Genomic DNA, 12,227 nt, shown 5'->3' with positions numbered 1-12,227 from the left:
TCTTCCTTTCCAGTGTGCCTGTTTTCCAGTGTGCCTGTCCGCAGGTTTTACCAGCGGACCTTTTTCTCGGTCTTAGCCTGCTTGCCGCTGGCGGAGGTCGGCTTGTGGCCCTTGCCGGTGCTCTGCCAGCCGGCCGGAGCTCCACCCCCGGACTTGCTGGCCAGCATGGCCTTCTGGGCATCGGTGAGCTTGGACTTGATGCCGCCGGTCGCTGGAGTTTGGGCTGGGCTCTCCGGTGACGGGGTCTCGGGGGTGTTGTTTTCGGAAGGGTTGGCAGTCATTCGTGGACTCCTTAAGTCTGAGTCCTGAAGAGACACGTATCCCATGTCGTTGCGGTTCGGGAAAAAGGCGTCGAGAACGGGAACGGCATGGAGGCATGGCCTCAACAGGCGTGGATTTTTGTCAGGTGAAACTCGGCTGTGCCGCTACGGGCAGAGGCCGGTCTACTCAAAAATCAGTGTTCCCATGCCTCATACCCTAACCAAGTCCCGGCAGATTTGTGAACCCCTCACCTGCAGCTGCTGCCAATTCAATGTCCCACCCGCCTTTCAACCGTCTGGATTCCTCCTCGGCTAGCATGGCCACCATGATCCGGGGATCCGACATCGCCACCACACTTCGTGCCGCGGGCTGCGTTTTCGCCGAGGATGAGGCCCGGCTCCTCCTGGACGCCGCCAATCATCCGGACGAGCTCAACCGGATGGTGGACCAACGCGTCCGCGGGCTGCCCCTGGAACACATCGTCGGCTGGGCGGATTTCTGCGGAAAGCGCATGGTGGTGGGACCCAGCGTGTTCGTTCCGCGGCGTCGCACGGAGTTTCTGGTGCGTCAGGCGGCGATGATCGCCCGGCCTGGTGCCGTCGTCGTCGACCTCTGCTGTGGTTCCGGGGCGTTGGGCGCGGCGCTGAGCGATCTCCTGGGGTGCTGCGAACTGCACGCGGCAGACATCGACCCCGCTGCGGTCCGCTGTGCACGCCGCAACGTTGAGCCCCGTGGCGGGAACGTCCACCAAGGTGATCTTTTTGCGGCACTCCCCCATGAACTGCTGGGGAAAGTGAATGTCATGCTGGCGAACGCGCCGTATGTTCCCACGGAGTCCATCGGAATGATGCCGCCGGAGGCGCGGCTCCATGAGCCTCTGGCGGCGCTCGACGGCGGCGCTGACGGTTTGGCGGTCCAGCGTCGGGTTGCGGAGGGGGCGGCTGCATGGCTGGCGCCGGGTGGGTCGCTGCTGGTGGAAACCTCGGAGACGCAGGCGTCCGCAACGGAGCGGATCATAGCCGGGGCCGGACTGCGGGCGAGCGTCGTCTCGGACAAGGAACTGGACGCCACCGTGGTGCTTGGATGGAACCGCGGGGCGGGCGAACCATCAGCTTTTAGGCCCGAATCCCACCTGTTAAGTGGGCTCAGCTAAACAATTTGGTAACAAGGTGCTCCGGAGGGCAAAAACAGGCCCGGATCCGCATGATTACGGGGCAAGAGCGGGCAATGAGATGCAACACACCTAGGCAATTTGCACCCTCAAATGGCCCAATAATCCGATCTCAACTCGGGTTTTCGGCCCAAAACGCGTAAAATTGAAACCCTGCCCAGAGCGGGGCAGCAGAAGTCGCAAGCAAATGACCTCCCTAGGAGAAGCCCAAATGCCCACAGACCAAAGCAACACCGTCTCTCCGGATGGCGCAAGGAACGCCACCGGGAACCAGGTATTGGCAGGCCCAACCCCGGCCGCCACAGATGCAGTAAAGAACGCAACGAAGAAAACGAAGCTTCGCCCGAAGCGCCGGCTCAAAGAGTCCGACGTCAACGTGGTGAACAAGCCGATGCTGCGCAAAGCACTCGGCGGCACCATCGTCGGCAACACCATGGAATGGTACGACGTCGGCGTATTCGGCTACCTCATCACCACCATGGGTCCTGTCTTCCTGCCGGAAGCAGACAAGTCCGTCCAGACACTCTTCCTTCTGGGCACCTTCGCCGCAACCTTCATCGCGCGCCCCCTCGGTGGCGTCGTGTTCGGTTGGCTCGGCGACAAGGTGGGCCGCCAGAAGGTACTCGCAGCAACACTGATGATCATGGCGGCAAGTACGTTCGCCGTCGGCCTCCTGCCCGGCTACGCGCAGATCGGCATCTGGGCCGCCGCGTTACTGGTGATCTTGAAGCTCATCCAAGGCTTCTCCACCGGTGGCGAGTACGCCGGTGCCACAACCTTCGTGAGCGAATACGCCCCGGACAAGCGCCGCGGCTACTTCGCCAGCTTCCTTGATATGGGCAGCTACATCGGCTTCGCCCTCGGCGCCGCCCTGGTTTCCGTCCTGCAGCTCACGCTCGGACAGGCAGCCATGGAGGAATGGGGTTGGAGGATTCCGTTCCTGATCGCTGGTCCGCTGGGCCTCATCGCCGTGTACTTCCGTAGCAAGATTGAGGAATCCCCCCAGTTCCAGGCAACCCTGGACGCTCAGGAAGCCTCCGCCAAGGATGCAGCATCACAGGACGCTGCAGTCGCCAAGGGCCCCGTGGGCATCATCAAGGCCTACTGGCGCCAGATCGTGCTGGCCATGATCCTGGCAGCAGCGGCCAACACCGTTGGCTACGCACTGACCTCCTACATGCCCACGTACCTCACGGATTCCAAGGGCTACGACCCCGTCCACGGCACCTTGCTGACCATCCCGGTCCTGGTGATCATGGCCGTTTGCATCCCGCTGACCGGTAAGTTGTCCGACCGCATCGGACGCCGTCCGGTGCTGTGGGTGGGCGCAGGCAGCACCATCGTCTTCTCCATCCCGGCCTTCATGCTGATCGGCGTTGGCGAAATCTGGTCCACGTTGGCCGGCCTTGCCTTGATTGCTTTCCCGGTGACGTTCTACATCGCCAACCTGGCCTCGGCCCTGCCGGCACTGTTCCCGACGTCCAGCCGTTACGGCGGAATGGGCATCGCCTATAACTTCTCGGTTGCGATCTTCGGCGGAACCACGCCGTTCATCGTGCAGGGCCTCATCGAGGGCACCGGCGACGACATGATGCCGGCGTATTACCTGATGGCCACGTCCATCATCGGTGCGATCGCCATCTACTTCCTGCGTGAATCTGCCCAGCGCCCCCTGCCGGGCTCCATGCCCAGCGTGGACACCCAGGCTGAAGCACGCGAGCTCGTAGCAACGCAGGACACCAACCCGCTCATCAACCTGGACGAGATGCCGTTCGACGGCCAGCCCATCGATGACGCAGTGTTCGGCAAAGGCAACAAGGACCTGACCCCCGCTTAGGAACTCTTTGCCTGCAACTTCTGCAAAGCGACACAGATAGTTCGCGGCTCCTCGCCGCCCACCGTAGCCACCAGCCCCAAGGCGCTCTCCTTGATGCTGGTGGCTACGGCTGTTAATAAACGCACGACGGCGGCGCCCGCCTCAGGCTTGCAGCAAGCCTTTGACTGCCTCACCGATGATCCGTGCACCTTCCGGGAAGGCAGCCGGGTTGGGGCCGGCGTAGTTGAGCCTGATGTAAGGGCCTTCCGGTTCCGCCGGGAACCACTCCGTCCCGGCCGCAATGAGCACGCCGGCTGCCTCGCAATCCTTGGTGAGTTGTTCGACGTCGAACCCGTCCGGCATCCGTAGCCACAAGTTCAAGCCGCCCTTGGGCAGGTGGCTGAGGTGCGCTTGCGGAACGTGTTCGCGGAGGCTGGTGACCAGGAGGTCACGCCGCGACTGCAGCTGATGGCTGAGGCCACGAAGGTGCGTTTGCCACCCGGGCTGCGTGACGACGTCGAGCGCTGCAGCCTGCAGCACTCCGCTGACATACATCGACTCGGCGGCCTGTGCCCCCATGATGCGTTCACGCGCCGGACCACGGGCGATGATCGCGGCCACACGGACGGATGGCGATACGCTCTTGGTCAGCGAACGGATGTAGACCACGTGGCCGGAATCGTCCTTGGCGGCGAGCGGAACCGACGGCGCGGTGATGCCGAAGTCGTGCGCCCAATCGTCCTCCACCAGGAACGCTCCATGCCGCTGGACGATCCGCAACACCTCTTCGCCGCGCTCCGCGGACCATTGCGCGCCGGTGGGATTGGCGAAGTTTGGCTGCGCGTAGAACAGCCTCGCACCGGATTCTTCGAAAGCCCTGTCCAGTTCCTCAGGATCCGGCCCTTCCGGACCGCTGGGGACAGGGATGACGTTCACGCCGGCTTGGCCTGCGGCCAGCAGCGCACCCCAATAGCTGGGCGACTCCACCAAGAGCGGCTGTCCGTGTCCCACCAGTCCCCGGAAAATAGAGCTCAGTCCGCTTTGGCTGCCGGGAAGAATTACGACGTCGCTCGGCTGGGGCGGCGTGACGCCCACCGGGGTTGAGGTACTGAGTTCCTGCGCGAACCATGTTTGGAGTTCTGGAAGGCCCTGCGCCGGAGGCCGCGACAGGGCGGCGTCTCCCCTTGCTGCGCGGGTGAGTGCGGCACGGACGAGGCGTTCCGGGAGGAGCTCACGGTCGGGGTAGCCGGAGTGGAACGCGATGACGTCGTTGGAGGCACTGCGCATGGCAGCGGAGTTCAAGGGGCGTGCGGCCTGGGCGGAGCGCAAGGCTGCGGTCTGCCACCCATAATCCGACGGCCTTGCCGTGCGGTATGCCCGCACGAAGGTTCCGACGCCGGGACGGCTCTCAATCAGGCCCTGGGAGGTGAGCGTTCTCAGCGCTTTCTGCACGGTCACCGGGCTGGCTTGGTACTCGGCTACGAGTTGGCGCGTTGATGGCAGCTTGGCCCCGGGGGCTGCGCCTGCGATCCATTCTTTTACTCGCGAGACAATCCGGGAACTGCTATCGTTATTCATGAGTCCTAATAGTAGCGCTACTACAATTTTGCGGCCAGTGATATCCACTCGGACCTCGACCGGTATCTGGTGGGGCCTCCTCGGCGTCGTTGCTTTCTCTTTCACCGTTCCGCTCACCCGGGTGGCCGTGGAGGGTATGTCGCCCCTGTTCATCGGAGCAGGCCGGGCGGTGGTTGCCGCCATCCTTGCGGCACTCGCACTGGCCCTCACCCGGCAACGGTTTCCGCGCGGCCGGCAATGGCTTCGCCTGGCCGTGGTGGCAGGCGGCATCGTTGCAGGATTCCCGCTGCTGACCACCTTTGCCCTCACCAGCACCTCAGCGAGCCACGGGGCAATCGTCATCGCACTGCTGCCCGCGGCCACGGCCACCGTGGCGGTGATTCGCGGGCGGGAGCGTCCACGGCTGCTCTTCTGGATCCTGACTGCGGTCGGCGTCGTTGCTGCCCTGGTGTTTGCCCTGGTTCAATCCGGCGGTTTTGGCTCGCTGCATTGGGCAGACCTCCTGCTGCTCGGAGCCGTGGTTGCGGCAGCCATTGGCTATGCAGAAGGCGGACTGCTGGCCCGGGAACTAGGCTCATGGCAAACCATCTCGTGGGCGCTGGTGGTTGCGTCGCCAGTCATGATCCTGCTGACTGTGGTTTCACTGGGTTCGGGCTCCCCTTCTGCCACCCCGGCCCAGTGGTTGTCCTTCGCCTACCTGGGGGTTGTGAGCATGTTCCTCGGCTTCTTCGCCTGGTACCGCGGCCTGGCCATCGGGCCCATGGCGCAGGTCAGCCAGATCCAACTCGTCCAACCCGTGATGACCATCGCGTGGGCCGGCCTTCTCCTGGGCGAACCGCTGACGTGGACCACCGTGGTGGGAGGCCTCGCGGTGATTCTTTGCGCCGGTGCCGCTGTCCGCGTCAGGCTAAGAAAGTAGGAACCCATGTACACCCCAGCACACTTTGCCCCATCCGATGAGGCTGTTGACTCGCTGCTTCATCACACCGGAGCAGCCAACCTGGTCACCATGACGGAGGACGGATTGGTCGCTACCCTGCTGCCCTTCGTTTACGAACCCTCAAGGGGTGAACACGGGGCCCTGCATGCCCACATGGCCCGCAACAACACCCAGTGGTCCTCCCCCGTTTCCGGTGAGGCACTGATGATCGTGCAGGGCGCGGATGCCTATATTTCGCCCTCTTGGTATGCCTCGAAAGCGGAACACGGCCGAGTGGTACCGACGTGGAACTACTCCACGGCCCACATTTACGGTGAGCTCATCATTCACGATGACGCCGAGTGGCTGGGCCGGCATGTTCGGCGCTTATCCAACCAGCACGAAGCCGGCATGCCGCGACCCTGGACCGTTGATGAAGCACCGGAACGGTTCATCGCCGGGCAGCTGAGGGCGATTGTCGGCGTCGAACTCTTGATCTCACGGGTGGAGGCGAAGACGAAACTCAGCCAGAACCGCGCTCCAGCGGATGTCGACGGCGTCATCGCCGGGCTCCATGCCGCGGGCGACTCGGCGAGCGCAGCCGATGTGGAACGGGCGCGGACCTCGTAGACTCGGCGCATGCGCGACGTTCCGGTAGGGTCCATCCACCATCTTGAGATCTGGGTGCCGTTCCTTGAGCGGGCAAGGGAAGAGTGGGGCTGGTTGCTGGGCGAGCTCGGTTACGTGCCCTTCCAGGAGTGGCCCACGGGGTGCAGTTGGAAGCTTGACGGCACCTACGTGGTGGTGGAGCAGACGGATGCCGCCACCGCAACAACCCACCGCCGCACTGATCCGGGGGTCAACCACGTGGCATTCCATGCGGGCACCCGCGAGAACGTGGACCGGATCAGGGCGCTCGGCGCGGACGCGGGCTGGTATGAGATGTTCGAGTCCAAATACCCGCACGCCGGCGGCCCGGACCACTACGCTGCGTACCTGCTCAACACGGACAGCTACGAGGTGGAGCTGGTAGCGGACTAGCTACTTGGGCGGGACCGCCGGGCGCCACATGGCTACGCGGGGCCAGTGGGTCAGGCCCAATTCCACCTCGTGCTCCATGAGGCGGGTCAATTCCGGACCCCAGCTGCCGGCGTCGAGCACCTCGAAGCCGAGGCGGCGGTAGTACGGGGCGTTCCACGGCACATCCCGGAACGTGCTGAGGGTTTGGCGTTCCATTCCATGACCCCGGGTCCACACCCGTGCCGCATGCAGCAGTTCGCGGCCCAGTCCTTGATGCGCTTGATCGGGGTGGACACTGACTTGCTCCACGTGACCGGCTCCGTCGACGATGTCTGCCACTAGATACGCCACTGGATAGTCGAGCCCATCCACGAATACCCAGGCCCGGCCCGCGGCGGCGTAGTTGTGCAGCTCAGCGACCGACAAGGGCTCGTCCTCTGCAATGGAGTCCATGCCCAAGGCCCGGAAAGCCTCACCCGCGGCACGCTCGATGTCCTGCAAAATCAACAGGTCGTCCGCATGCGCGAGCCTGATCATTGCCGGGTGTCCAGCGCCGGGGGTACCTGGGTCACCAGGAATTCGTTGCGCTTCTCGATCAGGTTCTGCAGGTACCGGGCCAGGATCAGTTTCTCCACCAGCCTGCCCAGGGGACCAAAGGGGGCAGCGAACTCCACGGTGTCCACCATGAGGGTGCCACTGCCGTCCGGCCTGAACTCGTGCGTGTGGCGGAGGTACTTGAAGGGGCCCTTCACCTGTTCATCGGAGAACGACGCCGGCGCCTCCATCCGCGTAATGCGGCTGGTCATGCGGAACCGGACTCCGAGGTGCCACGCCTGCCAGGTGACAGTCTCACTCTCGGAGATCAAACCGGTGGTGACGCCGGCGATTGCCTTCTCGCGGCTGTGCGTCATGGACCCCACGTGGGCATCGATGTTGCGGGAAAGATCAAACAGTTCCTGCGGCGACATGGTGGAGCGGGTGCGGCAGACGAAAGCGACGGGCATACCTCGATCTTCCCAGACCTTTCCTGGTCCGTGTGCCCGATCTCGCTACGGCTTGTGACCGGGCTAATGGCGGCCCGCCCGGACGTCCTGATAATTTTCAAGGGAGTCCCTCTGATGATTGGTGGTGTTTCCCGTGCCCGCAATCATCGCGCATGCCCGCGAACTCCACCGGCTGGGCCCGGCCAACAATGATCGCCTCTCGGCAGTACGGGTGGCCCTGAGCGTCGCCGTACCGGGACTGGTCCTCATTGTCATCGGCCGACCGGACCTCATGATGTACGCCGTGTTCGGTGCGTTGACGGGGATGTATGGCCGCAACGAAACGCATCAGCTCAGGCTCAAACACCAAGCCCAGGCTGCCTTGTTCCTGGTGGGCGGGCTGGCCATCGGCGTGTTCCTTTCCATCCACCACATCCACTCCTGGTGGCTGGTACTGGTCGCCACACTGTTCGCAGGAGCCGGTTCTCTCTACGCCGACGCCGTGCGCCTCAAGCCCATCGGCCCGTTCTTCGGCATCCTCGCTTTGGGCGCCTGCGCTTCTGTGCCAACCAGTGTTCCGTTCACGACGGCGGTACTCATCGGCGCTGCCTCCGCAGGCTTTTCCCTTTTGGTTGGCTTTGTTGGCTGGTTCCGGCACCGCACGTGGGTGGCCGGGGCCGTCCGCGACGTCCCAGTCCTCCGCGGCCCGCTGCGCCAGTCGGCACTGGTCCATGCCGCACGCTATTCACTCGCCGTGAGTGCGGCCGGGACCATTGGAGTGCTGAGCGGCAGCGGCCACCCCCACTGGGCCATGGCCGCAGCCGCGGTGCCACTCGCCGGCGCCGACCTCCCCAGCCGCGTCCACCGGGGCATCCACCGAATCGTGGGGACGTTCCTCGGGTTGGCGGTGGTCGCCGTCGTACTCTTCCCCAGTCCGTTTTCGCCGCTTCAGTACTTCCCGGGCCAAACCGCCGTTGTCCTGGCCGTGCTGGTGGTCCTGTGCCAGTTCCCCACTGAGCTGTTCATGGCGCGGCACTACGGATGGGCCATGGTGTTCTTCACCCCGGTGATCCTGCTGATTGCGCAACTGGCGGCCCCCATGGATCCAGGCGTGCTGGTGATGGAACGTGCCATCGAAACGTTCGTGGGAGCAGTAGTCGGCATCGCCGTCGCAGTACTGGTGCGGGCACCGCGGAGCAGGGTTACTTCGTGACCACCAGAATGTTCGGGTGGATCTTCGTCAAGCCGCTCGACTCAAGCTGTTTGGTGTCATAGCCGTCGGAAACCAGGACAGCAGATTTCTGGTCCGGGCCACTGGTTCTCAGCATCTCTCCTTGGACGGAAGCAGTGCAAGCGCTGTGCGCGAAGTATGGATCCAGGGTTTCTACGATCAGGCATGACGACCGGCCCTGGTTTCCCTGTCCTAAGTAGTACTTCTTCCCGTTGGCCTCAGCCACCAGAAGCACCTTGTCCAGTTTGGTTTCGCCCAGGGTCAAGTCCGCCGGTGGCCTGTCCGCGTCTGTAGCCGCACGTTCCATGGCCTTGAGACCTGTAGGGGCGGGACCGGAACAACCGCTCAACAATGCCCCCGCTGCAACGATGGCCGACACCAACGCTAAGGATCCGTTCTTCATAGCACTGCCCCCTCAGGCCCGAATGAAGTGTCATCGTACACCGGTCCCCCAAAGCTGCAGTGGTCAAGTCCCTCCCGGAGCACGGACGGGTGCTAAAAAGTGTTGGAGAATCTGGCCGTCTCGATGCCTGTTCCGCTGAATTGGTAGTCAAGAGTAGTTTCTTCTGATTCGTCCTGCTTGGAGACTCCGAGGGAAAACGTCAACTCATCAGGGTCCACAGCGGTACTGGTGCAGCGGAACTGCCGTGATCCGGCGATGTCCGAAGAACAGTCCCAGCCGGACGGTTCGATCAGTTTGCCCGGGATCATGTCCGCACCGGCAGAAATGGTGAAGACCACCTCGGCTGCGGCCGGCACTGCCTGGCTCTGAAGGTGGAAGGTAATAGTGACGTTGGTATCCGAGGCTGTTGTGCCCGCCTCTGCGGTGAACGTCGCTGTCACTGACGGCGTGGGAACCGGCGATTCAGTCGGCGAAGGGCTGGCCGAGGGGGAAGGGCTCGCCGACAGGGAGGGGCTGGCTGTCGGCGAAGGGCTGGCCGTCGGCACCAGTGCTGGGAGAGTCGCCGGTCCCGTGGGCGCAAACGTCGGAAGCACTGGATTCTCTTGTGATGGCTCAGGTGACGGTAAGACACCGGGCTGCTGCTTTGTGGGCGTAGGGAAGGGAAAAGGAAAAACTGCCGGGTTCTCTATCGCCCCGTTCGAGGGATAGCTCGGCGCCGGGAACAGTGGCGGCTCGCTTTCAACCGAGCCTTCCGGACCGGGACTGGCGGTTGCTGGACCCGAGCCTTCCCCACCCGACGTTGACGATCCCCCTGCCTGCGGCTCCAGTGTGTTGGACCCTGCACCACCTATCGCCATGGCGGCGCTCACTGTAACGGCCGCTACTGCAAGGGCACCAGCGCCTGCCTTCCACAGGATGGCCATCTCCTTGGGTGCTGCTCCGTGCACCACCGAGCTACCTGCGGCTGCGCCTGCACCTGCTCCCGCTATCGCTGGGAAAGCAGAGCTGAACGCCACGCCTGCGATCAATGGGAATACCACTGCCCGCATGGCCGACTGTACGTCGTTGAGGTCCAGCAGGAGGGCAGTGCATTTGGGACAGTCCTCCAGGTGTGCCCTGACCCGGTCCTGGCTCCGCCGGGCCAGCCCATTGCGGGCATACGCGCCCAACTGGGCCGAGTACTCCTCGCAGTCCTCCCCCGAGGATGAACTGATGTGGTTCTGGAGGTATGCCTGGCGGAGGCGTTCCCGTGCACGGAGTACCAGCGAGGACACTCCGTTGGGGGTCACACCCAGCAGCGTTGACGCGGCGGCTGGCTTGAGGCCCTCAATGTCGACGTACCACAGGACTTCCTGCCAGCGTTGAGGGAGGGAACGGAACGCCTGGGCCACAGCTGCGGATTCAAATCCGGCCACCGCCGGGTCGTCGTGGACCTCTGCTGAATCCAACGTGAAGGACTCGGATGTGGGACGCGTTCGGGACGCCATCCGGTTGGTTCGGTAGGCGAGACGCCTGACGGCCTGTAGCAGGTAGGCGCGAAAGAACGTATCTGGACCTTTCCCTGCAGCCAAGGACTGGTAAACGGAGGCGAAAGCGTCAGCCACCACGTCGTCCGCATCCGCGAGGTTATCTACTTGCGCTGCTGCCACTGTCCGCGCCATGGGTTGGTGCCGCTCAAAGAGTGCCTCGAAGGCTCCTTTGTCCCCGTCGCGAACCCGCAGGACCAGCCCTGCGTCGCTTTCAGCCACGGCAACACTGCCGTTATCCCCGTAGCCTGTTCCGTCCCGGCCACTGCGTTCCGCCGGATCCGATCCATCCATGCCGTTACCCGCTTCGGGCACGGCTCTTTTCGCGGGTAAACGAGACCTCTTCCAGGGCCCTGTTTGCGGGGCCACGCTGCTGTAGCCCCCGTGCAGCCGCCGTGCCCGGTGGCCGCACTCCAGCCCCAGCATAAGGCCGGCCCCCGATCAAGGACACCCTTTTGGGATGGGTTTAGGCTTACGGTTCCAGTGGTCGCCGAGGCGGACCAGATGTAAGTTTTGCGGGCAAGACGCGTGCGAAGAAGCTGACCACCTTGTAGCGGCGCGTCGGGATGGAAACTCCTTTGCCCTTGGCGTTGTCCTCCAGCCCTTCGCGCACAACACGCTCAGCAGAGAGCCACAGGAAACGGGGAGCCACGGACTTGTCCATGCCCATACGGTCGTGGAACTCAGTGTGGGTGAAACCTGGGCACACCGCGGTAACCTGCACGCCCGACTTCCCATACGTGATGTTTGCCCACCGGCTAAATGTCACCTGCCAGGCCTTGGCGGCAGAATAGGTGCCCCGGTTCGCGAACGCCGCAACGCTGGCCACGTTGATGATCCTGCCCTTGCCGCGCGCCAGCATGACTTCAAGAGCCGCGTGGCACAGCTCCATTGGCGTTTCCACGTGGAGACGCAGATGTCGCCGCTCCTCGTCCAGGTGGTTCCTTTCAAAGGACTTTAGAAGTCCAATGCCGGCGTTGTTGACCAGGACATCCACCGGACGGGCCGCATCCCGCAAACGGTCCGCCACAACAGCAACCCCGACGTCGGCGGTCAAGTCCGCAGATAAAACCTCCGCGGAAATGCTGAAGTCGCGTTCAAGTTCCTCGGCTTTTTCCCTCAGGCGCTGTTCGTCGCGCGCCACCAGGACCAGGTGGTGCCCGGCTTCGGCCAGTTGACGCGCGAACTCCGCACCGAGCCCGGCAGTGGCCCCGGTAACCAGGGCAGTGAGTTCATTGGCTCGTGTCGTCATGCGCCTAGACTAGTCCCCCACCCGCTGTCGCCTAAGGCTCCGTGTAAAGGAGCTCGCCACCTAAGTT

The 12,227-nt window shown here is 63.7% G+C and carries 13 protein-coding genes; 6 read left to right on the top strand and 7 right to left on the bottom strand.

All coding sequences use genetic code 11. The features are described from left to right. Positions 1-47: 47 nt before the first annotated feature. Positions 48-281: a hypothetical protein gene (locus N7568_RS18515; RefSeq protein ID WP_261611244.1), complete on the bottom strand. Its 234-nt coding sequence runs from the start codon at positions 279-281 to the stop codon at positions 48-50. 305 nt (positions 282-586) lie between these two features. Between N7568_RS18515 and N7568_RS18510 the strand changes: the two genes are divergently transcribed. Together N7568_RS18510 and N7568_RS18505 are read left to right on the top strand one after the other, a co-directional pair. Continuing rightward, positions 587-1,414, top strand: coding sequence for a putative protein N(5)-glutamine methyltransferase (locus N7568_RS18510; RefSeq protein ID WP_261611243.1), 828 nt, complete (start codon positions 587-589; stop codon positions 1,412-1,414). Positions 1,415-1,643: 229 nt separating this feature from the next. Continuing rightward, on the top strand, positions 1,644-3,269 hold the full coding sequence (locus N7568_RS18505; protein WP_261611242.1) for an MFS transporter: 1,626 nt from the start codon (positions 1,644-1,646) through the stop codon (positions 3,267-3,269). A gap of 141 nt (positions 3,270-3,410) precedes the next feature. Here N7568_RS18505 and N7568_RS18500 read toward each other — a convergent pair whose 3' ends face one another. Continuing rightward, positions 3,411-4,826 carry an aminotransferase-like domain-containing protein gene (locus tag N7568_RS18500; protein ID WP_261611241.1) on the bottom strand — a complete coding sequence of 472 codons (1,416 nt, stop codon included), beginning with the start codon at positions 4,824-4,826 and terminating at the stop codon, positions 3,411-3,413. Between N7568_RS18500 and N7568_RS18495 the strand changes: the two genes are divergently transcribed. The 3 genes from N7568_RS18495 to N7568_RS18485 are packed head-to-tail and all read left to right on the top strand — an operon-like array spanning position 4,825 to position 6,786. Then, a complete protein-coding gene (locus N7568_RS18495; RefSeq protein WP_261611240.1) occupies positions 4,825-5,745 on the top strand; it encodes a DMT family transporter in 921 nt (306 codons plus the stop codon). The genes N7568_RS18500 and N7568_RS18495 overlap by 2 nt on opposite strands. A gap of 6 nt (positions 5,746-5,751) precedes the next feature. Continuing rightward, positions 5,752-6,375, top strand: coding sequence for an FMN-binding negative transcriptional regulator (locus tag N7568_RS18490; protein ID WP_261611239.1), 624 nt, complete (start codon positions 5,752-5,754; stop codon positions 6,373-6,375). A gap of 9 nt (positions 6,376-6,384) precedes the next feature. Then, a complete protein-coding gene (locus N7568_RS18485; RefSeq protein ID WP_261611238.1) occupies positions 6,385-6,786 on the top strand; it encodes a VOC family protein in 402 nt (133 codons plus the stop codon). On the opposite strand, the gene N7568_RS18480 is transcribed toward N7568_RS18485, so the two are convergent. Together N7568_RS18480 and N7568_RS18475 are read right to left on the bottom strand one after the other, a co-directional pair. Further along, positions 6,787-7,302, bottom strand: coding sequence for a GNAT family N-acetyltransferase (locus N7568_RS18480; protein ID WP_261611237.1), 516 nt, complete (start codon positions 7,300-7,302; stop codon positions 6,787-6,789). It lies immediately after the preceding gene. Further along, complete coding sequence (locus N7568_RS18475) at positions 7,299-7,769, bottom strand: SRPBCC family protein (protein ID WP_261611236.1); 471 nt, start codon at positions 7,767-7,769, stop codon at positions 7,299-7,301. Before N7568_RS18475 ends, N7568_RS18480 begins: the two co-directional genes overlap by 4 nt. A 133-nt stretch (positions 7,770-7,902) precedes the next feature. On the opposite strand from N7568_RS18475, the gene N7568_RS18470 reads away from it, so the two are divergent. Then, a complete protein-coding gene (locus N7568_RS18470; protein ID WP_261611235.1) occupies positions 7,903-8,961 on the top strand; it encodes an FUSC family protein in 1,059 nt (352 codons plus the stop codon). On the opposite strand, the gene N7568_RS18465 is transcribed toward N7568_RS18470, so the two are convergent. From N7568_RS18465 to N7568_RS18455, 3 genes are all read right to left on the bottom strand, one after another. Further along, a complete protein-coding gene (locus tag N7568_RS18465; protein WP_261611234.1) occupies positions 8,951-9,382 on the bottom strand; it encodes a hypothetical protein in 432 nt (143 codons plus the stop codon). The genes N7568_RS18470 and N7568_RS18465 overlap by 11 nt on opposite strands. Positions 9,383-9,474: 92 nt before the next feature. After that, entirely contained in the window at positions 9,475-11,223 is a 1,749-nt protein-coding gene (locus tag N7568_RS18460) for a sigma-70 family RNA polymerase sigma factor (protein ID WP_261611233.1), read from the bottom strand. A gap of 157 nt (positions 11,224-11,380) precedes the next feature. Next, complete coding sequence (locus N7568_RS18455; RefSeq protein ID WP_261611232.1) at positions 11,381-12,160, bottom strand: SDR family NAD(P)-dependent oxidoreductase; 780 nt, start codon at positions 12,158-12,160, stop codon at positions 11,381-11,383. Between the last annotated feature and the right edge of the window lie 67 nt (positions 12,161-12,227).

Source organism: Paenarthrobacter aurescens (assembly GCF_025421775.1).
Lineage (GTDB): Bacteria > Actinomycetota > Actinomycetes > Actinomycetales > Micrococcaceae > Arthrobacter > Arthrobacter aurescens_B.
Note: the sequence above shows the minus strand (reverse complement) of the source record. Positions and strands in the feature narration are given on the sequence as shown.

Excerpts from the sequence above, each read along its gene's own strand:
- N7568_RS18515 (WP_261611244.1), bottom strand. The coding sequence starts at position 281 with ATGACTGCCAACCCTTCCGAAAACAACACCCCCGAGACCCCGTCACCG.
- N7568_RS18510 (WP_261611243.1), top strand. The coding sequence starts at position 587 with ATGATCCGGGGATCCGACATCGCCACCACACTTCGTGCCGCGGGCTGC.
- N7568_RS18505 (WP_261611242.1), top strand. The coding sequence starts at position 1,644 with ATGCCCACAGACCAAAGCAACACCGTCTCTCCGGATGGCGCAAGGAAC.
- N7568_RS18495 (WP_261611240.1), top strand. The coding sequence starts at position 4,825 with ATGAGTCCTAATAGTAGCGCTACTACAATTTTGCGGCCAGTGATATCC.
- N7568_RS18500 (WP_261611241.1), bottom strand. The coding sequence starts at position 4,826 with ATGAATAACGATAGCAGTTCCCGGATTGTCTCGCGAGTAAAAGAATGG.
- N7568_RS18490 (WP_261611239.1), top strand. The coding sequence starts at position 5,752 with ATGTACACCCCAGCACACTTTGCCCCATCCGATGAGGCTGTTGACTCG.
- N7568_RS18485 (WP_261611238.1), top strand. The coding sequence starts at position 6,385 with ATGCGCGACGTTCCGGTAGGGTCCATCCACCATCTTGAGATCTGGGTG.
- N7568_RS18480 (WP_261611237.1), bottom strand. The coding sequence starts at position 7,302 with ATGATCAGGCTCGCGCATGCGGACGACCTGTTGATTTTGCAGGACATC.
- N7568_RS18475 (WP_261611236.1), bottom strand. The coding sequence starts at position 7,769 with ATGCCCGTCGCTTTCGTCTGCCGCACCCGCTCCACCATGTCGCCGCAG.
- N7568_RS18465 (WP_261611234.1), bottom strand. The coding sequence starts at position 9,382 with ATGAAGAACGGATCCTTAGCGTTGGTGTCGGCCATCGTTGCAGCGGGG.
- N7568_RS18455 (WP_261611232.1), bottom strand. The coding sequence starts at position 12,160 with ATGACGACACGAGCCAATGAACTCACTGCCCTGGTTACCGGGGCCACT.